The sequence below is a fragment of the Actinoallomurus iriomotensis genome (assembly GCF_030269445.1).
Classification (GTDB): Bacteria; Actinomycetota; Actinomycetes; order Streptosporangiales; family Streptosporangiaceae; genus Actinoallomurus; species Actinoallomurus iriomotensis.
This window is the reverse complement of record NZ_BSTJ01000002.1, coordinates 551163-572062: the sequence shown is the minus strand read 5'-3', so window position 1 is coordinate 572062 and position 20900 is coordinate 551163. Positions and strand designations below refer to the sequence as shown.

22 protein-coding genes are annotated in these 20900 nt (G+C 71.6%); 17 read left to right on the top strand and 5 right to left on the bottom strand.

The annotated features are described in order from the left end of the window. Positions 1–101: 101 nt before the first annotated feature. On the top strand, positions 102–737 hold the full coding sequence (locus QSK37_RS11355; RefSeq protein WP_285619644.1) for a PaaI family thioesterase: 636 nt from the start codon (positions 102–104) through the stop codon (positions 735–737). 77 nt (positions 738–814) lie between these two features. Here QSK37_RS11355 and QSK37_RS11350 read toward each other — a convergent pair whose 3' ends face one another. Further along, positions 815–2563: a S53 family peptidase gene (locus QSK37_RS11350; protein ID WP_285619642.1), complete on the bottom strand. Its 1749-nt coding sequence runs from the start codon at positions 2561–2563 to the stop codon at positions 815–817. A 335-nt stretch (positions 2564–2898) separates the two neighbouring features. Between QSK37_RS11350 and QSK37_RS11345 the strand changes: the two genes are divergently transcribed. Beyond that, positions 2899–4323: an NAD(P)/FAD-dependent oxidoreductase gene (locus tag QSK37_RS11345; protein WP_285619640.1), complete on the top strand. Its 1425-nt coding sequence runs from the start codon at positions 2899–2901 to the stop codon at positions 4321–4323. Between the two features lie 19 nt (positions 4324–4342). On the opposite strand, the gene QSK37_RS11340 is transcribed toward QSK37_RS11345, so the two are convergent. Then, positions 4343–4642, bottom strand: a complete 300-nt coding sequence (locus tag QSK37_RS11340; protein ID WP_285619638.1) for a hypothetical protein — start codon at positions 4640–4642, stop codon at positions 4343–4345. A 67-nt stretch (positions 4643–4709) separates the two neighbouring features. After that, positions 4710–5672, bottom strand: a complete 963-nt coding sequence (locus QSK37_RS11335; protein ID WP_285619637.1) for a zinc-binding dehydrogenase — start codon at positions 5670–5672, stop codon at positions 4710–4712. Between the two features lie 334 nt (positions 5673–6006). Here QSK37_RS11335 and QSK37_RS11330 point away from each other — a divergent pair, with 334 nt between their 5' ends. The 3 genes from QSK37_RS11330 (at position 6007) to QSK37_RS11320 (ending at position 7691) form a co-directional block, all read left to right on the top strand. Continuing rightward, entirely contained in the window at positions 6007–6267 is a 261-nt protein-coding gene (locus QSK37_RS11330) for a hypothetical protein (RefSeq protein ID WP_285619635.1), read from the top strand. Beyond that, entirely contained in the window at positions 6267–6917 is a 651-nt protein-coding gene (locus QSK37_RS11325) for an AAA family ATPase (protein WP_285619634.1), read from the top strand. The genes QSK37_RS11330 and QSK37_RS11325 overlap by 1 nt, the downstream gene beginning before the upstream one ends. A gap of 189 nt (positions 6918–7106) precedes the next feature. Beyond that, complete coding sequence (locus QSK37_RS11320; RefSeq protein ID WP_285619633.1) at positions 7107–7691, top strand: TMEM165/GDT1 family protein; 585 nt, start codon at positions 7107–7109, stop codon at positions 7689–7691. Between the two features lie 72 nt (positions 7692–7763). Here QSK37_RS11320 and QSK37_RS11315 read toward each other — a convergent pair whose 3' ends face one another. Then, positions 7764–8480 carry a helix-turn-helix transcriptional regulator gene (locus QSK37_RS11315; RefSeq protein ID WP_285619632.1) on the bottom strand — a complete coding sequence of 239 codons (717 nt, stop codon included), beginning with the start codon at positions 8478–8480 and terminating at the stop codon, positions 7764–7766. 313 nt (positions 8481–8793) lie between these two features. On the opposite strand from QSK37_RS11315, the gene QSK37_RS11310 reads away from it, so the two are divergent. Both QSK37_RS11310 and QSK37_RS11305 read left to right on the top strand, forming a co-directional pair. Beyond that, positions 8794–8949, top strand: a complete 156-nt coding sequence (locus QSK37_RS11310) for a DUF1259 domain-containing protein (protein ID WP_285619630.1) — start codon at positions 8794–8796, stop codon at positions 8947–8949. Between the two features lie 127 nt (positions 8950–9076). After that, positions 9077–9625: an EF-hand domain-containing protein gene (locus QSK37_RS11305; RefSeq protein WP_285619629.1), complete on the top strand. Its 549-nt coding sequence runs from the start codon at positions 9077–9079 to the stop codon at positions 9623–9625. A 13-nt stretch (positions 9626–9638) separates the two neighbouring features. On the opposite strand, the gene QSK37_RS11300 is transcribed toward QSK37_RS11305, so the two are convergent. Then, positions 9639–10469: an SMP-30/gluconolactonase/LRE family protein gene (locus QSK37_RS11300; RefSeq protein ID WP_285619627.1), complete on the bottom strand. Its 831-nt coding sequence runs from the start codon at positions 10467–10469 to the stop codon at positions 9639–9641. Positions 10470–10610: 141 nt separating this feature from the next. Between QSK37_RS11300 and QSK37_RS11295 the strand changes: the two genes are divergently transcribed. Genes QSK37_RS11295 through QSK37_RS11250 form a run of 10 tightly spaced genes read left to right on the top strand, consistent with a single transcriptional unit; the run spans position 10611 to position 20898 of the window. Continuing rightward, a complete protein-coding gene (locus tag QSK37_RS11295) occupies positions 10611–11651 on the top strand; it encodes a substrate-binding domain-containing protein (RefSeq protein WP_285619625.1) in 1041 nt (346 codons plus the stop codon). Positions 11652–11677: 26 nt separating this feature from the next. Beyond that, complete coding sequence (locus QSK37_RS11290; protein WP_285619623.1) at positions 11678–13249, top strand: sugar ABC transporter ATP-binding protein; 1572 nt, start codon at positions 11678–11680, stop codon at positions 13247–13249. 56 nt (positions 13250–13305) lie between these two features. Then, positions 13306–14253 carry an ABC transporter permease gene (locus tag QSK37_RS11285; protein WP_285565758.1) on the top strand — a complete coding sequence of 316 codons (948 nt, stop codon included), beginning with the start codon at positions 13306–13308 and terminating at the stop codon, positions 14251–14253. Positions 14254–14290: 37 nt separating this feature from the next. Continuing rightward, positions 14291–15370 (top strand): zinc-dependent alcohol dehydrogenase family protein, encoded by a 1080-nt coding sequence (locus QSK37_RS11280; RefSeq protein ID WP_285619621.1) that lies wholly within the window; start codon positions 14291–14293, stop codon positions 15368–15370. Next, positions 15363–16655 carry a DUF4380 domain-containing protein gene (locus QSK37_RS11275; protein WP_285619620.1) on the top strand — a complete coding sequence of 431 codons (1293 nt, stop codon included), beginning with the start codon at positions 15363–15365 and terminating at the stop codon, positions 16653–16655. Before QSK37_RS11280 ends, QSK37_RS11275 begins: the two co-directional genes overlap by 8 nt. Further along, the gene (locus QSK37_RS11270) at positions 16652–17407 is read left to right on the top strand and encodes an SDR family NAD(P)-dependent oxidoreductase (protein WP_285619618.1); all 756 of its coding nucleotides are present in this window, start codon (positions 16652–16654) and stop codon (positions 17405–17407) included. Before QSK37_RS11275 ends, QSK37_RS11270 begins: the two co-directional genes overlap by 4 nt. Further along, the gene (locus QSK37_RS11265) at positions 17404–18180 is read left to right on the top strand and encodes a FadR/GntR family transcriptional regulator (protein WP_285619616.1); all 777 of its coding nucleotides are present in this window, start codon (positions 17404–17406) and stop codon (positions 18178–18180) included. Before QSK37_RS11270 ends, QSK37_RS11265 begins: the two co-directional genes overlap by 4 nt. Further along, entirely contained in the window at positions 18177–19322 is a 1146-nt protein-coding gene (gene dgoD, locus QSK37_RS11260) for a galactonate dehydratase (protein ID WP_285619615.1), read from the top strand. The genes QSK37_RS11265 and dgoD overlap by 4 nt, the downstream gene beginning before the upstream one ends. Further along, positions 19316–19954 (top strand): bifunctional 4-hydroxy-2-oxoglutarate aldolase/2-dehydro-3-deoxy-phosphogluconate aldolase, encoded by a 639-nt coding sequence (locus tag QSK37_RS11255; protein WP_285619613.1) that lies wholly within the window; start codon positions 19316–19318, stop codon positions 19952–19954. The genes dgoD and QSK37_RS11255 overlap by 7 nt, the downstream gene beginning before the upstream one ends. After that, positions 19951–20898 carry a sugar kinase gene (locus QSK37_RS11250; RefSeq protein ID WP_285619611.1) on the top strand — a complete coding sequence of 316 codons (948 nt, stop codon included), beginning with the start codon at positions 19951–19953 and terminating at the stop codon, positions 20896–20898. The genes QSK37_RS11255 and QSK37_RS11250 overlap by 4 nt, the downstream gene beginning before the upstream one ends. Positions 20899–20900 lie beyond the last annotated feature (2 nt).

Below are 20900 nucleotides of genomic sequence, written 5' to 3'. Positions count from 1 at the left end.
CGGGCGCGGTGTCCAGGAAGCTGGGATCCTGGGGCGGTGCCCGGTGAGCGGGGTACGCACGTCGTGGGCGTGAAGACGTCGGCGCGAGTCGAAGGAGTCCTATGACGGACCAGCACATGGCGGACCAGGAGACGCCGGAGCGGCAGACGCCGGACCGGCAGATGACCGACGCGCCGGCCGTCGGCGACCCGGCGGCCGGTCGGCCGGAGATCAAACGGGTCAGGCAGCCGGAGATGCCCTCCGGCACGGTCCGGATCGTCGACCTGCCCGAGTCCGACCGGGAGTTCGTGCGTTCCGCGCTCCGCCGGGACACACCGCTGCACGACCTGCTCGGCCTGGAGATCGTGGAGATGGGGGACGACTACGCCGTCCTGTCCATGCCGGTACGCCCGGAGGCGTTCAACAGCACGGGCAACCTGCACGGCGGCGCGATCGCCACGCTGATCGACGTGGCGGCGGGCACGGCGGCGGCGCGGGGGAGCGGGTTCGAACCGGGGCGGCAGAGCCTGGTCACCGCCGACCTGCACGTGCGTTACCTGGGGCGGCCGCACGGCGACACGGTGTTCGCGCGGGCCGACCTTCTCAAGGCGGGGCGTCAGCTCATCGTCGTCGAGTGCCGGGTGACCGACGTGGAGGAGCGGGTCATCGCCTCGGCCGACTTCAGCATGATGATCGTGCCGTTGCGCAAACCGCTGCGGCCGGTGGCCAGCGCCAAGGACACCGACCCGGACCTGTGAGCGTCACCTGCCGCGGGGACCGGTGCGCGGCCGTACGGTGACGGCCCCGCACCGGGAGCGGACTCCTGCCCGCCGGCTCAGTTCGAGTTCAGCAGGATGTTGAACAGGTTCGGGGCGTTGGGGGTGCCCAGGCCGGTCGACAGGTCGTAGCCGGCGGTCGCGGGGTAGTAGAGGTTGTTGCCCGTCGCCACGTCGAAGTACGGGGTGTTGGCGCCGCCCTGCCCGACCACGTGGTAGAAGGTGTCCGGCCCGTACCAGAAGACGCGCTTGCGGGTCAGCAGGCCCTGGTTCACCAGCGTCATCCCGGCCGCCCAGATCGGGGTGGCCGCGCTCGTGCCGCCGAACCCGACCCACTGGCCGCGGTAGACCACCGGCAGGTCGATCGCGGCCGCCGACACGTCCGGCACCTGCCGGTAGCCGGTGCTGTACTGGTTCTGCACGCCCGGCGCGGTCTGGTACCACGGCTTGGGGAAGACCTTGCTGACGCCGCCGCCGCTGCCCCACTGGTTCTCGCACTTGGACAGGTCCGACCGGTCCGACCAGACCTCCTCCAGCGTGCGGGCGCCCGTCGGGGCGAACTGCATGTGGGTGCCGCCGACCGCGACCGCCCAGGAGGACGTCGACGGGAAGGACACGTCGAGCGGCCCGTACACCCGGTCGCCGTACGCGCCGCAGTCACCGGTGGCGACGTAGACGGTCATGTGCTCGGCCTGGGTCAGGATGCGCAGGTTCTGGTCCACCGCCTGCATGGTGGCCTGCGACATGTAACCCTCCGAGCCGCCCAGGCTGATGCTGACGGCGCTGCCCGGCCGGGGGTTGTCGGAGTTGTCGTCGATGATGCGCTGCAGGGCGTTGTTGAAGGCCGTCCAGGAGTCGGTCCCGGAGCCGGTGCTCAGCAGCGCGGGGTCCTCCTGGTAGTCGACGATGCGGGCGTTCGGGGCCAGGCCGGCGATCATCTCGATGTCCAGCGTCGCCTCGCCGCCGGGCGTGGGGGCGGAGGCGCCGAGGTTGACGTTCTGCAGGGAGATGTGGGCCCCGGTGCAGGCGACGTACTTCTGGATGTCGGTCGGGTCGTACCCGTCCATCTCCACGAGGTTGATGGTCATGTTCTCGCCGTGCCAGCCCTGCTGCCAGAGCTTGTCATAGCCGTACGCGGCGGCGACCTTCTGGTTCGACGCGATCCGCTGCGGGAACTGCGGGCACTGCCCGGCCCTCGTGGGCGTGGCCAGCGGCGTCGACGCCATGGCACGGGAGTGCGGCGCCTCGCTGTAGCTGTCCAGGCCCGTGACGGACAGGATGTAGCCCGCGACCTGCGTGGGGACCATCGGCGGGTGCGCCGGGTCGGGCGTGAAGAAGCTCCGGCCCTTGAGCTTGTGCGTCACGAACGAGGTCTTCAGGAGCTGGCCCGCCACGCCCGCCTTGGCGTCGAACGTCAGGCTCGTACGCGTCTTGCTGGGCTTGGCCTGGATGTGCGCGCTGGCGAAGTACTGGTTGAGCTTCTTCAGCTCTTCGTCGCTGACGCCCAGCTTGCCGGCGAGGCCCTTGGCGCCGTCGGTGGTGCTCTTGCCGTGGCCGAGCTGCTTCCACGTCGCGTCGCTGATCTTGAGCGTGACGCCGATGTGCAGGGTCCTGTCGCTGGGGACCTTCCCGGTGACGGGCGCGTTCAGCGCCTCCTTGGGCAGGCCGAGGTTCAGCGGGGTGTACTGGACGGACGGGCCGTCGACCGGCGTCGATGACGGCTTGCTCGAGTGCCCCGAGCCCCCGCACCCGCTCAACACCGTGAGCGCGAGCAGGACGCGGAGCATTGCGGTCCGGCGATTACGCACGGATCTCCCCTGTTCCCTGATTGTGGTTCGTCGCGCACGTCCTGGCCTGTCGACGCCGGTTTCCCCGCGGTGCCGGCCCGTGGGCCTCGCGACCGGTGGGCGGCCGGTACGGAGCCCGGTAGCCGCCCCGCTACACCTGGTACGTGTGCACCGATACCTTGACAGAACGCAAAACGTACTAGCAACACTTCGAAGAACCTAGAAACGGACTTTTTTCGGTCGTATACAGCTATGTCGTCAGACGCACGCTGTGCCCGTACGGTGCCGCCGACCTCGTGCGACTTTTCGGCCTGAGCTGTATCGTTCGTTGCGGTTTGGTGCTTGGAGGGTGCTTCGTGGCTGATCCGCGAGTGGGCTCCGGTTTCGTGAACGGCGAGGTCTCCTTCTGGTACCGCCAGGCCGGCCTGCCGTCCGCCCGCGCCCCGCTGCCTGGCGCGCGTGAGTACGACGTGTGCGTGGTCGGCGGCGGGTTCACCGGTCTGTGGACCGCCTACTACCTGAAGCGCGCGCGGCCTTCGCTGCGAATCGCGGTGCTGGAGCGGGAGTTCGCCGGGTTCGGCGCCTCCGGGCGCAACGGGGGCTGGCTGACCGCCGAGCTGGCCGGCTCCGCCACGCGGTACGCCCGCGACCGCGGCGAGGCGGCGGTCGTGGCGCAGCAGCGGGCCATGTTCGGAGCGGTCGACGAGGTCATCCGGGTCGCCTCCGCCGAGGGCATCGAGGCCGACATCGTCAAGTCCGGCGTGCTGAACGTCGCGACCAACCCGGCCCAGCGGCGCCGGCTGCACGCCGAGCTCGCCGCGGCGCGCGACCAGGGTTTCACCGAGGCCGACCTGCGCCTGCTCTCACCCGATGAGCGGGAGGAACGGCTGCGCGTCGCCGGCGCGCTCGACGCGACGTACAGCCCGCACTGCGCGCGGGTGCAACCGGCCCGGCTCGTCCAGGGCCTGGCGCGCGTCGTCGCCGGACTCGGCGTGGACATCTTCGAGGGCACGACGGTCACCGAGATCCGCCCGCGTTCGGAGGGACGCCCGGCCGTGGCGGTGACCGCCAGGGGAGACGTGCGCGCGGAGTACGTGATCCGGGCGACGGAGGGTTTCACCGCCGGACTGGCGGGCCAGCGGCGGCAGTGGCTGCCGATGAACAGCTCGATGATCGTCACCGCGCCGCTTCCCGAGGACACCTGGGAGCGCATCGGCTGGACGGGCTGTGAGCTGCTCGGCGACCACGCTCACGCGTACATCTACGCGCAGCGCACCGCGGACGGCCGGATCGCCCTCGGCGGGCGCGGCGTACCGTACCGGTTCGGCTCGGGCTGGGACCGGCGGGGCGCGACCCAGCCGCAGACGGTCACCGCGCTCGCGCGGATGCTCGCCGCGCTGTTTCCGGCGGCGGCCGACACGACGATCGAGCACGCCTGGTGCGGCGTGCTGGGCGTACCGCGCGACTGGTGCTCGACGGCGCACGTCGACCACGAGACGGGCGTGGGCTGGGCGGGCGGTTACGTGGGCACGGGCGTGGCGACGACCAACCTGGCCGGCCGTACGCTGCGCGACCTGATCCTGCGCGAGGACACGGAACTGACCACGCTGCCGTGGGTCGGCCGCCGGGTCCGCCCGTGGGAACCGGAACCGCTGCGGTGGATGGGCGTACAACTGATCTACGCGCTGTACCGCACCGCCGACCGCCGGGAGAACCGCGACCGCGGCGGGGACCGCACGTCGGCGTACGCCCGGCTGGCCGGCCTGATCTCCGGCCGCTGACGCCGCCGGCTCCCGGGTCCTACGGGCCGGGCGGCCACCGGATGAGCACGGTGCGGTCGGCGTCCTGGACCCGGAAGGTGACCTGCCGGCCGCGCTCCCGAGGAGTCCAGCCCTGTCCGAGCGCTTCGCGGATGACCCACGCGACCAGTCCGGGTGCGACGACCGTGCCGTGCTCGACCCACGTGACCATCCGCCGGCCGGGTCCGTCGGCCCGCTCGACGACGATCGCCAGGCCCGGCTCGTCATCCGGAGCGACGACCCAGCGGAACCGCTCACCGTCGACGACGATGATCCGCGTTCCCTTTCTCGCCAGCGTCACATCGACAGGTGATACCACGAGCCGGCCCGTGGAAGCGCGCCCCTCTCGGCCGTGTGAACCGCGGGGGTCACGGTGTCAGCACGATCCGGCCGAACACCTCGCCGGCGTCCATCTTCCGATGGGCCGGCACGGCTTGCTCCAACGGCAGCAGCTCGTGCACCACCGTCTCCAGCTCGCCGCGACCCGCGGCGGCGAACTGCTCCGTCCGTACGGCGCGTCGATCGGCCGGGGACACCGTCGCGGCGCTGAATGTGGCGAACGACATCGACTTCTGGAACGCCGCCATCATCGTCATGCCGAAGTCCGCCGGCGGCGGGCCGCCGACCGCGCCGACGGCCACCATGCGACCGTTCGGGTTCAGCCGGGCGAAGAAGGAAGACATGTCCGCACCGGCGACGACGTCGATGATGACGTCGTAGCCCGCGGGAGCGTCCTCGCCTCCCCCGCCGGAGCGGTCCAGCACGTGGGTCGCGCCGAGCCGGCGCAGCCGATCGCCGCGCTGGGCCGACGACGTCGTGACGGCCACCGCGCCGGCGCCGGCACGGGCGGCGAGCTGCACCGTCATGATCCCGATGCTGCCGGCCGCGCCGCGCACCAGCACCGACTCGCCAGGGGCGAAACGGGCGTGGGAGAGCCCGAAGTGGGCCACCACTCCCGAGCTGCCGAGCGTCACGGCGTCGGCGGCCGGCAGGTTCGCGGGGAGGTCGAGGATCTCCTCGACCGGAGCGATGGCGTGTTCGACGTAGCCGCCGCCCACGCCGGTGAACGCCCACACGCGCCGGCCGATCCATGAGGCGTCGACGCCGCCGCCGACCGCGGTGACGGTGCCCGCCACCTCGCTGCCGGGGACATGGCCTTCCCGGAAGCCGTACGCGGCGAGAGCGCCGCTGCGGACCACGGCGTCGACCCCGCCGACGCCGATCGCCTCCACGGCGATCAGCACCTCGCCGTCGGCGGGAGCCGGGACCGGGAGGTCGATGACCGCCAGACCTTCAGGGCCGCCGAACGCCTGGATCGTGACTGCTTTCAAGATCGCCTCCATGCTTCGGCGCCGATCGGGACTGTTCTCGCACGCCGTACGCCGGGACGTTAACGGACGCCGCCGTCCGATTAGCCGAAGTGAGAGCGGTGAGCGCTCGTTTGCCTCACACCCCGCCTTGTATGCTGGCGAACTCGAAGGGGAGTAGCCCTGTGAACCGGTCGTCGACATCCTGGAACCGTGAGGTTCCCGGTGGCCGGGCCGGCGGGTGGGCGAGACCTTCGATCCCGAACGATGACGCTGAGGCGTGTTCGTTGGGGGTCGGGGTCGCCGGCGCTCCTCGCTGACAGCTTCGACCTCCGCGACTCGCGGAAGGTTGAGGGCTGTGGCGGTGTGGCACTTCATTCTGCCGATCCGGAGAATTCGAGGCCGATGGCCGTGGGGCGCGTTCGGAACGGCACCGCCTGAGCCGGTGGTCACGGCGACCACCGGGGCCGCCTCCGGGCAAGAGGACATCGGCGTCGGCGCCGCGGTGGGCGGCCTGCTGGTGCCGGCCACGGTCACCTACGGTGCGACCGGCGCGGCGCTACTGATCGGTGGAAACCGGACATCGCTCTCGCGATCAACTGATCGACGGAGCCTGTGATGACCCAGCGAACCCCGACCTCCGCGACCGTTCTCGACCTGCGCGGAAAGACGATTGAGCAGGTCGCCTACCCGTCCGACGCGGTCATTCTCGTGGCCGGTGTTCCCGGCGCGGGAAAGAGCACGCTGCTACGCCGCGTCTTTCCCGGCCGGTCCGCGACGGGCCGTGCCGCGCAGGACAGCGTGGCGATCATCGACTCGCACGACGACCGTGACCGGTGGCGGCGTCGGCTCGGACGATTTCCGTATCCGTTGTGGCGGCCGCTCGTACACCTCAATCACTACCGGCGCATTCGCTCCGCGATCAGTGCCGTGCCCGGCCCGGTGGTCGTCCACGAGTGCGGAACGAGACGCATGACGTTGGCGCTCATCCGTCTTTGGGCCGCACGTCACCGCCGCCCCCTCCACCTGCTGCTCCTCGATGTCACGCCGACCTCGGCGCTCGCGGGCCAGCGCACCCGGCGACGTCTGGTCTCCGCACGCCGTTTCACCGCCCACTGCCGTCGCTGGCGACGAATGATCGTCGATATCAACGATCGTCCGCCCCACGGCGCGGCCTCCGTCGTCATCATCGACCGCCCGGCGGCCGACGGATTGCGTCGCATCGGGTTCGGGCCGCCGAGTGGGAGGACCGAACCAGGGGTCTGCTAACGTTCCTGCCGGCGAAGGGGAGTAGCTCCCTCACCGGTGCGTCGACATACTGGTCCGTTTCCGCGGACCCGGCGACCGGGGCACAGGGCGTGACGGCACTGTGCTGAGCGAGACCTTCGGCCGCAGCCGACCGCTGCCGTGCCGAAGCGTCCCCTGCGTTCCGGCTCGGCCTGTCCCCAAGGAGCCGATTTGAACATCGCCGTCATGGCGACCGTGTTCGGAATCATCTTCCCCGCCGAACTTCCGGACAAGACCGCCTTGGCCAGCCTGGTGCTCGGTTCGCGGTATCGCCCGCTGTACGTGTTCGTCGGCGTCGCACTGGCGTTCGCGGTGCATGCGGCTCTGGCGGTCGCGGCGGGCAGCCTGCTCAGCCTGCTGCCCCACCGGATCCTGGAGGGCGTCGTCGCGGCGTTGTTCCTGCTGGGCGCGGTGCTGCTGCTACGCGGGCGGCATGAGGACGATGAGGATCACGGTCTGCCGGGTGGGCGGAGCGCGAACCTGCCGCGGGTCGCGTTCATGAGCTTCATGGTCATCCTCGTCGCCGAGTTCGGCGACCTCACGCAGATCGTGACGGCGAACCTCGCGGCCAAGTACCACGACCCACTCGCCGTGGGAATCGGCAGCGTGCTGGGCCTGTGGGCGGTCGCCGGACTGGCCATCGCGGGAGGCCGTAACCTGCTGCGGCTGATTCCGATCACCTGGATCAGCCGCATCGCCGCCGCCGTCATGGCGATCATGGCCGTCTTCAGCATCGTCAGCGCGGTACGCGGCTGACCGCCCGCCCGCCCGCTCGCACCGCCGCCAGGCGCACTGATGCCAGGAGCCGCGCCTGGCGGCGCCGTCCGGTCAGGTGCGGTCTCTGCCGGCCCGCCCGCGGGCATCGGCGGGCGAGAGCCGGACGCAGCATTCGCCGGGCTGGGGTGACAGGACCGCCTGCAGGCCGGTGACCTGCAGGCCGTCGAGGTAGCCGGTGATGAGGGCGTGGTTCATGGCGCAGATCAGGCCAGGTGCCTTGGCGGCGAGCGGGTGGAAGGGGCAGTTGCGCAGCCGGAGCCGCGTGGTGGTCTCGCGGACGGGCTCGAAGCCGTGGTGCTCCAGCATGCGTTCGCAGAGCGTCAATCCACGCTCGGCGCCCAGGCGTCCCGGGCGGGTCGTCCGGCGTTCGGTCGCGCCGAGGTCGTGACCGCGTTCCCCGGCCACGCGTACGGCTGCCTGCTGAGCGTCCTCGGCGCGGGTCTCGGTGAGGACGGCGTCCATGAGCAGGTCGGCGAGGAGTTCGTGGCGGCGCTCGGGGATGGAGACCTGGATCGTGGCGTCCGACGGCTCGTAGCGCTTGGGCTGGCGCCCGACCTTGCGCAGGCCGCCCGGGTGTTCGTAGTGGGCGCGGAGCAGGCCGGCGTCGACCAGCTTGTCCAGATGGAACGCGGCCAGTTTCCGGGAGCTCCCGACGCCGGCGGCCGCCTCGTCGCGGGTCACCGGCCGGCCGGCACGGCGGACGAAGGCGTACATGCGCCGCCGGGTCTCCTCGCCCAGCACGTTGACCGACCTCAGGGCGGTATCCACCGGGACAGGCGGGTTCGGATCGGATGCCACGTCATCCACGTTATCTCCTGCCGCCGTGGGTAAAAAGCCGCATGCACTCAGCACGCGCAGGGTATCGACCTCCGGCGGAGATAAGTCCAATACTCATTGGCGAAACGGAGGTGAGTCGGTGTGACCGGCGAACCACAGTTCTCACGGGCGATGCAGCCGGTCAGCGCCGCGCCGGCCGGCCCGTACGGGCATCCGTTCCATCCGATCCTGGCCACGGTGCCCATCGGCGCCTGGGTGGCGAGCCTGGTCTTCGACATCGCCTCCCGCTTTCCCCGCGACCACCGTGGCGTACGCAGTCGACTTCGCCTGGCGGCACAACCACAGCCTCGACGAACGGCCCCGCCTGTTCTCCATGCACTTCTGGGCCACCGGCGACGGCGTCACCCTGGCCGAGACGCCACGCCCGGCCGTGGACGCCACCAACCCGGCCACCGGCTGAGCAACGGGCGGATCCCGCACCTCGGTGCGGATTGCCGAAAGTGGCCACATGGCCACTTTCCGTAGCAGGTCGAGCGCGGCGCGGGTTACAACCATGACCAGGCACGTCCATTTCAGGGAGGCTCGTCATGCCGCTCACCGAGTCCCAGGCGCACGCGCTGGCGCTGCGGTTCCAGCATTGGGATCGCGACCGCAACGGGTTCATCGAGTGGTCCGACCTGGAGGCGGCCGTGGCGCGGCTCGCGGAGGCCTTCGGGCGAGACCCGGGCGCGCCCGAACGCGGTGCGCTCGTGAGCTCCTGCCGTAAGTTCTGGCGGGTGCTCCTCCGGCACGCCGACGCCGACCACGACGGACGGATCAGCCAGGACGAGTACGTCGTCGCCTTCGGCAGTGGAGTGATGGGCGATCCGGGCGTCTTCGATGACGTGTTCCGAGCCCTGCTCGCCGACGTGATGCGGCTCGCCGACGCCGACGGCGACGGCCGCCTGGGGGAGGAGGAGTTCGTCCGCCTCATGGGTAGCTGGTACAACGCCGGCGAGGCCGACGCCGCCGCGCTGTTCGAGCTGCTCGACACCGACGGTGACGGCCACCTGAGCCGCGGCGAGTTCGTACGCGCGGCCTCGGACAGGTTCGTCGACGAGAAGTCGGTCTCACACGCGCCGCCCGCGAGCCGCTGACCGGCGCCGCGCGTCACCCGGCGAACCGCCGCACGGCCTGCCCTCGGACCCCGACGGTCGCGTGGAAGACGCAGCCGGCCAGCGGGTCGTCATCGGGTGTCAGTCCCTCGCGCGATGTCGTGACGAACAGTTCGTCGCCGCCCGGGCCGCCCAGGGCGCAGGCGGTGACCTGCCGCGCCGCGACGGTGACGACCTCGTCGAGCCGGCCGTCGGGGGCGTAGCGGCGTACGGCCGAGCCACCCCACAGCGCGACCCAGACGCCGCCCTCGCCGTCGACGGTCAGCCCGTCCGGGGTGCCGTCGGCCGGGGCGATCTCCGCGAAGGTCCGCCGGCGGGTCAGCCCATCGTCGGGGGACCAGTCGAACAGGTCGATGCGTCCCGTCGGCGTGTCCACGTAGTAGGCGGTCGTGCCGTCGGGGTGCCAGTCCAGACCGTTCGAGATCGTCACATCGGTCAGCTCGCGGGTCACCGACAGGTCGGGGGCCAGCCGGTACAGCGCACCACGTCCGGGGCCGGCGTCGTAGGCCATCGACCCGCACCAGAAGCTGCCGTCCGGGGCGCACGCGCCTTCGTTCATGCGCACCCCCGGATCGCCCCACACCGGCTCGAGCGTCCGCACTGACCCGTCCGGGTCGCACAGGGCGAAGCCGCGCTCGACCCCGGTGACCGCGCCGCCGCCGATCCGCGGCCGCAGCGCCGCGGCCACGTCGCCGACGTGGTGGCGCTCGACCCGTCCGTCCGCCTCCAGGCTCAGTACGTCGCCGGCCAGCATGTCCACCCACCGCAGGCGGCCGTCGGGCCACCAGACCGGCCCCTCGCCGTGCTGAGCGACGGGTGCGGTCAACGTCCGAGCCTCCACCGGCACCTCCCATATATTTTCATAATTTATGTTGACTTGCTGTATCGCGCAGGTTAACACTGGTCACCGCCTCGATCGAGGCAGGTCAGCAAGCCGATGGGCTTCCTCGTGTGTTGGAGGTTTGGGTTGGACAGACGTCCCCGGCGCTTGGCCGCGCTTGCCGCGGCCGCCGCCGCATTCGTACTCCTCGTGGGTCTCTCGGCGTGCAGCAGTGGCACGGCGAGCGGCGGCTCTTCCGGTTCCAGCGGATCGGTGAAGGGCAAGTCACTGCGCATCGGCGCGGTCTTCCTTGACTCGCAGGGCTTCTACGGCGGCGTCAAGGCCGGGTTCCGGTCCGCCGCCTCGGCATCCGGCGCCAAGCTCAAACTCGTCGAGAGCAACCCCGGCGACGACGCGTCCAAGGAGGCTTCGTTCGTCTCCACGCTGGTCAGTTCCAGAGTGGACGCCCTGATCATCTCGGCCAGTTCCCAGACCGGCTCGGTGCCGGCCATCCGGTCCGCGGCCAAGGCCGGCATCCCGGTCATCTGTTACAACACCTGCATCGACCAGGCCGACCTCGGCAAGTACGTGTCGGCCTACGTCCAGGGCGACCCGGTCGCCTTCGGCAAGAACACCGGGAACGCGGCGGCCGACTACTTCCTGAAGGCCGGGATCACCCACCCCAAGATCGCCGTCGTCAACTGCGAGTTCGTCCAGGTGTGCACGCTGCGCCGGCAGGGCTTCGAAGAGGCGTTGAAGGCCAAGGTGCCCGGCTACCAGATCGTGTCGAACCAGGCCGGTACGACCGAGGACAAGTCCGTCAGCGTGGCGACCAACCAGCTGCAGGCCCACCCTGACCTCAACGCGTTCTACGGTGAGTCCGGCGGGGCCACCTTCGGCGCCTACAAGGCGATCCAGTCGGGGAAGAAGGCCGGAAAGGTCGTCGTGTTCGGCAGCGACATGACCACCGACATCGCCAACGCGCTCGCGGACGGCACGGTGATCAAGAGCATCACCGACATCTCCGGCAAGGTCACCGGCAAGCTGGCCTGGGAGCAGGTCCAGCGCGTCCTCCAGGGCGACCACTCGCTGGGCAAGACCGTGGATGACCCGATCACCGGGTACACCGCGGACGACAAGACGGCCGTCCAGCAGTGGCTGACGGCGCACGCGGACGGTCTGCCGTAACCATGGCGTCGATCAACGATCAACCTGTGGCCGGGGGCGCCGGGTCGGAGCGCGGCTCCGACCCGGTGGCCCGGACCCGGGGAGCGGTCCGCCGCTACCCCGGCGTCCTCGCGCTCGATCACGTCGACTTCGAGGTGCACCCCGGCGAGGTGCGCGCGCTGCTCGGCAAGAACGGCGCGGGCAAGTCGACGCTGATCCGGCTGCTGTCCGGGGTCGAGAAGGCCGACGAGGGAACGGTCGAGATCGCGGGCACGGCGCTCACCGGCGGCGGCAGCCGCGAGGCGAGCCAGCTCGGCGTCGCCACCGTGTACCAGGAGCTCAGCCTCATCCCGAAGCTCAGCGTGGCCGAGAACTACCACCTCGGCGCGCTGCCGACCGGGCGGGGCGGTCTCGTGCGGACCGCGCACATGAAGGACGCCGCGGACGCCGCGCTGGTGGAACTCGGCGTGAAGGTCGACCCGGGCATGCCCGTGGGAGCGCTGCCCGTGGCCGAGCAGCAGATGGTGGAGATCGCGCGGGCTCTTCGCGGATCGCCGAAACTGCTGATCCTCGATGAGCCGACGAGTTCGCTGGCCGCCGCGGCGGTCGACGTGGTGCTTCAGGCGGTGACCCGGATCGCCGCGACGGGCGTGGCCATCATCTACGTCAGCCACCGGCTCAACGAGATCAGGCAGATCGCGCACTCCGCCTCGGTCATGCGCGACGGCCGCCTCGTCGAGACCGTGAACACCAAGGGCGCCAGCAGCGACGAAATCGTCTCATTGATGCTCGGCGACGCCGCGAGCGCCACCGAGGCGACGGCACGCCACACGTCCGCGCCGGCGACGGACCGGCCGGTCGTCCTGTCGGTACGCGAACTCTCGGTGCCGCCGAAGGTGCGCGACGTCAGCTTCGACGTGCATGAGGGGGAGATCCTCGGCATCGCCGGCGTGCTGGGATCGGGCCGTAGCGAACTGCTCCGGTCGATCGCCGGGCTCCTGCCGCCCGCGTCCGGCACCCTCACGGTCTTCGGTGAGGAGCTTCGCCGCTGGTCGATCCGGGACATGATCCGTCGCGGCGTCGGGCTCACACCGGAGGAGCGCAAGACCGACGGCATCGTCCCGCTGCTCGGCGTCGACGAGAACATCGTCCTCGCCGATCGCGGCTCGGTGCGCCGGGGACCGCTGCTGTCCACCGGGCGTCAGCGCGCGGCGGCCGCGAAGCTGGTGTCCGCGCTGTCGGTCCGCACCCCGGACGTCGGCGTGCCGATCGGCGCGCTGTCGGGCGGCAACCAGCAGAAGGCCGTGATCGCCCGGTGGCTGCACCGCGGCAGTCGCGTGCTACTGCTCGACGAGCCGACCCGCGGCGTCGACGTGCAGGCCAAAGCCCAGATCTACGACCTGGTGCGCAAACTGGCCGACGACGGCGTCAGCATCGTGTTCGTCTCGAACGAGCTCGAGGAACTGCCGCTGGTCTGCAGCCGCGTCGTCGTACTGCGCGACGGTGCGATCGCCACGGAGCTGACCGGCGCCGACATCACCGAATCGGCAATCTTCGCCGCCACCCTGGCCGACGGCACCGGGAGCGCGGCCGCGTCCACCACCGGGGAGTCAGAGTGAGTTCGACCGTGCAGACCCAAACGGCGACCGTCGATGCGCAGCGACAGGTACGCCGGATGAGACTGAGCCGAGGCGTCAACGAGCTCGGCCTGCTCGCCGCCATCATCGTGTTGTACATCGTGCTGGGCACGAAGGCGGGCGGCTTCCTCACCAGCGGCAACCAACTGGGCATCCTGCGCGACGCCGCACAGATCGGCATCGCCGCCTGGGGCATGACCCTGGTCATCATCGCCGGTGACATCGACATCTCGATCGGCCCGGCGGTGGCGTTCGGGTCGGTGATGGTGGCCAAGGGCGCGACGGCCTGGGGACTCGGAGTGCCGCTGGCGGTCGTCCTGACGCTGGTGATCGGCAGCGCCATCGGCGCGTTCGCCGGCTTCCTACGGGCGCAGTACAACGTCCCGGCCTTCATCGCCACGCTGGGCGTGTACAGCGCGCTGCGCGGTCTCGCCCAGTTCATCAGCAACGCGTTGCCGGTCCCGCTGCCGGACTCGGGGTTCTTCGACTTCCTGGCCGGATCCGTGGCCGGCGTACCGACCCCCGCCGTGGTGATGATCCTGCTCCTGGTCGTCTTCCTCGTCATCGCCCTGAAGACGCCGTACGGCCGAGCGGTCTACGCGCTGGGAGGCAACCCCCGCGCCGCCGAACTGGCCGGCATCGCCGTCAAGCGGATCCGGATCTCGCTGTTCGCCGTGAACGGCCTTCTCGCCGCCATCACCGGTGTGCTGCTCGCCGCCCGCCTCGGCTCGGGCAACGGCGGGGCGGCGATGGGCCTCGAGTTCGACGTCATCGCGGCGGTCGTCATCGGCGGCACGGCGCTGGCCGGCGGTTCGGGATCGATCCTGGCCACCGCTCTGGGCGTCATCTTCATCACGCTGATCGGCAACGGCCTGGTCCTGCTGGGCGTCAACCAGTTCCTCCAGGACGTGGTTCGCGGCGTCATCATCGTGCTCGCCGTGCTGGTCAACGTCCTGCTCGGCCGTCGCAACCGATTGACCTCCTGACGACAGCCACCATCAACCTCGACTTGAAAGTGTGACCATGTCCGACATCCCGCAGCGCATGCGCGGCGTTTACCTACCCGGCGACTCCACCGCGGTCGTCCGCGACGTCGAGGTCCCCGAGCCGGGCCCGGGCGAACTGCTGGTACGTGTCGGCGCGTCCGGCATCTGCGGCAGCGACATCGGCTATATCTATCGCGGCTACAAGGGCCATCGCGGTGAGGAGGGCGCCGCGTACCGCGGCGTGGTGGCCGGGCACGAGCCCGCCGGGACCGTCGTCGCCGCCGGCCCGCGGACGCGGCGCTTCGGCGCCGGCGACCGGATCCTGGCGTACCACATCGTCGGGTGCGGGGTATGCCACAACTGCCGGGGCGGCTGGATGATCAGCTGTACCGGGCCGACCCGCGCGGCCTACGGCTGGCAGCGCGACGGCGGCCACGCCGACTACATCCTGGTGGACGAACGCACCGCGATCGCGCTTCCCGACGAGCTGTCGTTCGTCGACGGCGCGCTGATCGCCTGCGGGTTCGGCACCGCGTACGAGGGGCTGCACCGGCTGGGCGTAGCGGGTGCCGACGACGTGGTCGTGGTGGGGCTCGGCCCGGTCGGCCTGGCCGCGGGAATGATCGCCCGGGGCATGGGCGCGCGGCGTGTCATCGGCATCGAGCCCAGCGCCGTCCGGCGCGGCTGGGCCGACGGCCTGAAGCTGTTCGACGCGACCGCCCACCCGGACGACGCCGCCGAGTCGGTCGCCCAGGTGACCTCTGGAGTCGGCGCCCAGGCCGTCATCGACTGCTCGGGCAGCCGGGCCGGTCGCGGCACCGCGATCGAGTCGGCGGCCGAGTGGGGCCGGGTGTCACTGGTCGGTGAGGGCGGGACGCTGGAGACCGAGGTGTCCGACGCCCTGCTGCACAAGCAGCTCACGCTGTACGCGTCGTGGGTCACCTCGGTGCAGGGGATGGAGCAGATCACCGCCGACCTGGTGCGCTGGGGCCTGCGTCCGGAGACCGTCGTCAGCGACCGGTTCGACCTCGACCAGGCGGACGACGCGTACCGGCTCGCGGCGGGGGAGAGCCGCGGCAAGGTCGTGCTGATCCCGGGGTACCAAGCTCATGACTGACGTCCCATCAGGGTCCGTCGAGGTCAGCGCCGACACGTCCGGACCCGACGAGGTCGTCTGGCTGCGCGCGGGAGCGATCGAGCTGGGCGCGGTGCCCGCGCTGGGCGGACGCGTTCTCGCGCTCCGCCTCGCCGGCCGCGAGGTGCTCTACCGCAACGACGCGCTGCTCGACGAACGCCTGCACCGCCGGCCCGACCACGGCCCGGAGCCCGACGGCACGATGGCCACCTGGCGCAACTACGGCGGCGACAAGACCTGGCCGGCGCCGCAGGGCTGGGACGGCCCCGGGCAGTGGGCCGGCCCGCCCGACCCCGTGCTGGATTCCGGCCCCTACGGCTGGACGGTCGCCGAGTACGGCGGGCGCGCCCGGCTCACCATGACCAGCGACGCCGATCCGCGCAGCGGCCTGACCGTCGTACGGGAGGTCGACGTCGAGACCGGCACCAGCACGGTCACGGTCACCCACCGGCTGGTCAACACCGGTGGTCGCCCGGTGCGATGGGCGCCGTGGAACGTGCTCCAACTGCCCGGGCCGGTGGCCGGCGACGGCTGGTTCGCCGGGGTGGACGACAGCGCGGCACCGGTCCGCGGGCTGCTCGCCGGCACCGGCCTGCCGGCGTGGACGGTCGACGCCGGCGTCGCCCGCGTCGAAGGCCAGGACGTGGTCGGCAAGCTGGCGCTGCCCGGGGCGTCGGGCTGGCTCGCCACGGTCAGTGGCGGGTACACCGTCACCCAGCACTTCGCCGTCGACCCGGCCGGGCTTTACCCCGACGACGGGGCGCGCGCCGAGGTGTGGCTGGAGTGCCCGCAGGAGCGGGGCATCGAGTCGCTCGGCGGCCTGCGACCCACCGCCCGAATCCTGGAGAGCGAGGTGGTGGGCCGGCTCGCGGACCTCGCACCCGGCGAGCACACCGAGCTGACCGTACGGCTGTCGGTCTGCCGCAGTGCCGGTACGCCGCGCCGCGTCCGCCCGGCGGGCGTCGTGTTGCGAGACCTGACCGCGGAGAACACCGCCACCGGCCTACGGCTCACCGGCGGCTACGCCACATTCGCCGACGGCGACGTGCTCTGCCGGGTCCTCGGCGCCGACGGCCGGCCGCTCGCCGAGCGTCCCGTCGCGGCCGCCCGGGCCGGTGGTGAGCTGTCGCTCGACGTCCGCCTGACGGCTCAGCCCGGAGCGCACGCCGTCGAGCTCCGGGTGGCGCGTCCGATGGGACCCGCCTCGGCGCTCGACAATGCGATGATCAGCCCGACGCTGCGAGACTCTGGGAGTACCTCATCGTGACAGCCTCGGATTTCGACCGACGCGTCGTCGTCGTCACCGGCGCGGCCGCCGGTATCGGAGCGGCGGCCGCCCGGCACGTCGCCGCGCAGGGCGCGGCCGTGCTGGTGTGCGACGTCGATCCGCGCGGTGAACAGGTCGTCGCCGCGATCGCCGCCGACGGCGGCACCGCCTCGTACATCTCCGCCGACGCCGCCTCGGAGAACGACTGGCAGCGGGTCGTCGACCTCGCGGTCGGCAGCTTCGGTGGTCTCGACGTCCTGGTCAGCAACGCGGGCACCGTCGAAGTGGCGCCCGCCGACCGGCTGAGCCTGGCGTCGTGGGACCGGCAGCTCGCCGTGAACCTGACCGGAACGTTCCTCGGAGTCCGGGCCTGCCTGCCGTACCTGCGGGAGAGGCGCGGCAACGTCGTCGTGATCTCGTCGGTGCACGCCGTCGTCGGCCTGCCCGGGCATCCCGCCTACGCGGCGGCCAAGGGCGGACTCACCGCGCTCACCCGGCAGCTCGCGGTCGAGTACGGACCCGATGTGCGGGTCAACTGCGTCGTGCCCGGTCCGATCCTGACCCGAGCGTGGGACCGGGTCTCCGAACCGGACCGCCAGGCGAGCATCGAGGCCACCGTGCTGCGCCGGTTCGGGCAGCCGGAGGAGATCGCCGAGGCGATCGCGTTCCTGGCGTCCCCCCGAGCGTCTTTCGTTACCGGTGCCACCCTGACCGTCGACGGCGGGTGGAGTGTCGTGAAGGACTCCGCATGAGTGAGAGCGCCCGAGTCGAGCCGGCATCCGAGCCGGACGGCGGATCACCGACCCGCGCCTCGAGGCGCCGTCGCGGACTGCACGGCGAGGTCGTCGAGATCATCGGCCATCGCATCGTGAGCGGCGAGCTGCCCGAAGGCGCCACCATCAACGTCAACGCGCTGGAGGAGGAGCTCGACATCAGCCTGACGGCGGTGCGAGAGGCGTTGAAGGTGCTGGGCGCGAAGGGCCTGGTGGACGCGAGGCAGAAGCGGGGCACGTTCGTCCAGCCACGCGCCAACTGGCACCTGCTGGACGCGGACGTCATCCGGTGGCGGTTCGCCGACGGTGTCGACCACCGGTTCCTGGCGCAGCTCGACGAGGTACGGGAGATCATCGAGCCGGCGGCGGCGCGGCTCGCCGCCGAACGCCGCACCGACGCCGACCTCGAACGGCTGGAACGCGCGCTGAACGCGATGGTGGCGGCCGACGGCCCCGAGCCGGCGGTCTCCGCGGACCTGGCGTTCCACCGCGCGCTGCTGGTGGCGACGCACAACGAACTGCTGGAACAGATGGAGATCGTGCTGGAGGTCGGCCTCGCACGACGTGACCAGATCGTGCACGCGGCCGGCCACATCGACGACGCGATCCCCAGCCACGCGGCGGTGCTGAGCGCGGTCCGCGACGGTAGTCCCGCCGCGGCCGAGCGGGCCGTACGAGACCTGCTGAACAAGGCGCAGGCCGACTCGCAGCGGGCTGCGGCGTCGCGACAGCACGGGGAGGGAACCGCGTGAGGATTGAACGGATCGAGACCTTCCTCGTCCCGCCGCGGTGGCTGTTCTGCCGCGTCGAGACCGACGACGGCGTCGTCGGCTGGGGCGAGCCCGTCGTCGAAGGGCGCGCGGAGGTCGTCCGCACCGCGGTGGAACTGTTCGCGGAGTACCTGGTCGGCCGCGATCCCATGCGCATCCAGGACCACTGGCAGGTGATGACCAAGGGCGGCTTCTACCGCGGCGGCCCGGAGATCTCCAGCGCGGTGGCCGGGCTGGACCAGGCCCTGTGGGACATCGCCGGAAAGTCGCTCGGCCTGCCGGTGCACGCCCTGCTCGGCGGCCAGGTCCGCGACCGGGTCCGGATGTACTCCTGGGTCGGCGGCGACGAGCCCGCGGAGCTTCGCGACGCGGTCCAGGAACAGATCGAGCACGGTTTCACCGCGGTCAAGATGAACGCCTCCGGCCCGTTCCCGTCCGCGGCCTCGCCGGCCGACACCCGGGCGGTGATCGAGCGCGCGGAGACGGTCCGCGAGGTACTCGGGCCGGAGCGCGACATGGCCCTGGACTTCCACGGCCGCGTGAGCGTCGCCGACGCCAAGCGCCTGCTCGTCGCGCTCGCGCCCCTGCATCCGCTGTTCGCCGAGGAGCCCGTGCTACCCGAGCACGGAGGGCGGCTCGCCGAGGTCGTCGCGTGCAGCAGCGTGCCCATCGCCTGCGGGGAACGGCTCTACTCGCGGTCGGAGTTCCTGGGGTCGCTGCAGGCGGGTATCGCGGTGGCGCAGCCGGACCTGTCGCATGCCGGCGGTATCACCGAGGTCCGCCGGATCGCGGCACTGGCCGAGACGTTCGACGTGCTGCTCGCCCCCCACTGCCCGCTCGGGCCGATCGCGTTGGCCGCGAGCCTGCAGGTGGCGTTCACGACGCCGAACTTCCTGATCCAGGAGCAGAGCGCCGGCATCCACTACAACCAGGGCGCCGACCTGCTCGACTACGTCACCGACCGCCGCCCGTTCGACTTCACCGGCGGTTACGCGTCGCTGCCCACCGGTCCCGGCCTCGGCGTCGAGATCGACGAGGCCGGCGTCCGGCGTGCCGACAAGACCGGCCACGCCTGGCGCAACCCGATCTGGCGCGACGAGAATGGAGCATTCACCGCATGGTAGCCACTGACGACCTCAGATCCCTGCTCCGGAGCGATGGGCTGCTGGCGATCGTCCGCGGCACCGACCCCGATGCGTGTGTCGCCTCGGTCGAGGTGCTCGCCGATGCCGGCATCCGGCTGGTCGAGGTATCCCTCACCAGCACCGACGCTGCGAAGATCATCACGCGGCTGGCGGCCGCCGACCTCGGGATCACCCTCGGCGCCGGCACCGTGCTCACCGCGGCCGACGCCCGCCGCGTCCAGGACGCCGGCGCCACGTTCGTCGTCACGCCCGGCTCCGGCCCCGGCGTCGACGAGGCCGCCCGGCTCGGCATGCCGGTCCTCGCGGGATGCCTCACCCCGACCGAGGTGATCGCGGCGGACCAGGCCGGCCACATCGTCAAGTTGTTCCCCGCGTCGGCGTTCGGCCCGTCGTACCTGCGCGCGCTGCGCGACCCGCTGCCGCACACCGACGTCGTACCGGTCGGTGGCGTCGATCTGGACGCCGCTCGGGAGTACCTGGCCTGCGGAGCGATCGCCGTGGGCGCCGCGTCGCCTCTGCTCGGCGACGCACCACGCGGCGGAGATCTGACCGCGCTCGCCGCTCGGGCGTCGGCCTTCCGCGCCGCCGTCGACGAGGCGCGCCGGCCGTGACCGACGTTCTCACCGTCGGCGAGACCATGGCCTCGATGCGGGCGGTCGCGCCACTGCGGCTCGGCGGAGCGATGTCGCTGTCGGTCGCGGGCGCGGAGAGCAACGTGGCCATCGGCCTCGCCCGGCTCGGCCACCGCGTCAGCTGGGTGGGCGTCGTCGGCGCCGACGAGCTCGGCGCGCTGGTACTCCGGACGCTGCGCGCCGAGGGCGTCACGCTGGAGGCGGTTCGAGTCGACGCGGACCGCCAGACGGGGGTCATGGTCGTCGAACGTCGAATCAGCGACCTCAGCGGCGTCATCTATCACCGTTCCGGATCCGCCGGCTCCACCGTGTCCGCCGAGGACGTCACGGCCGGCTTCCGCCCACCGCCGTCATGGGTGCACCTGACCGGCATCACCCCGGCGCTCGGCGACCGAGCACGGGGAGCCGTCGACGCCGCGGTCGCGCAGGCGCGCCGCACCGGCATACCGATCAGTCTCGATGTGAACTTCCGGCGCCGGCTGTGGACGGAGAGCGCGGCGGGGGAGTGCCTGCGCCGGTTGGCGCCCCACGCGCGTCTGCTGGTCGCCTCCGAGGACGAGCTGCATCTGGCGGCGCCGGCGGACGCTCGTAACGAGGAGGACCGGGTCGCCGCGCTGCTCGCCGCCGGCGTCGCCGAGGTCGTCATCAAGCGGGGAGCGCGTGGCGCGTCACTGTACGGCGCCGACGGCCGGGTCGACCGCCCGGCCCACAGGGTGCGGGTGGCCGACACGATCGGCGCCGGTGACGCGTTCGTCGCGGGGCTGCTGTCCGCGACGCTCGAGAACCTTTCCGTGCCCGACCGGCTCGAGCGGGCGGCCACCTGCGGAGCGTTCGCCGTGGCCTCCACCGGTGACTGGGAGGGCCTGCCGACCCGCGCCGAGCTGTCACTGCTCGACCTGGAGGCCGGAACCACGCAGCGCTGAGA

What these genes read in the sequence shown, in the direction of transcription:
- QSK37_RS11325 (WP_285619634.1), top strand. Translation starts at nt 6,267, where the DNA reads ATGACCCAGCGAACCCCGACCTCCGCGACCGTTCTCGACCTGCGCGGA.
- QSK37_RS11275 (WP_285619620.1), top strand. Translation starts at nt 15,363, where the DNA reads ATGACTGACGTCCCATCAGGGTCCGTCGAGGTCAGCGCCGACACGTCC.
- QSK37_RS11255 (WP_285619613.1), top strand. Translation starts at nt 19,316, where the DNA reads ATGGTAGCCACTGACGACCTCAGATCCCTGCTCCGGAGCGATGGGCTG.
- QSK37_RS11285 (WP_285565758.1), top strand. Translation starts at nt 13,306, where the DNA reads ATGAGACTGAGCCGAGGCGTCAACGAGCTCGGCCTGCTCGCCGCCATC.
- QSK37_RS11355 (WP_285619644.1), top strand. Translation starts at nt 102, where the DNA reads ATGACGGACCAGCACATGGCGGACCAGGAGACGCCGGAGCGGCAGACG.
- QSK37_RS11305 (WP_285619629.1), top strand. Translation starts at nt 9,077, where the DNA reads ATGCCGCTCACCGAGTCCCAGGCGCACGCGCTGGCGCTGCGGTTCCAG.
- QSK37_RS11265 (WP_285619616.1), top strand. Translation starts at nt 17,404, where the DNA reads ATGAGTGAGAGCGCCCGAGTCGAGCCGGCATCCGAGCCGGACGGCGGA.
- QSK37_RS11280 (WP_285619621.1), top strand. Translation starts at nt 14,291, where the DNA reads ATGTCCGACATCCCGCAGCGCATGCGCGGCGTTTACCTACCCGGCGAC.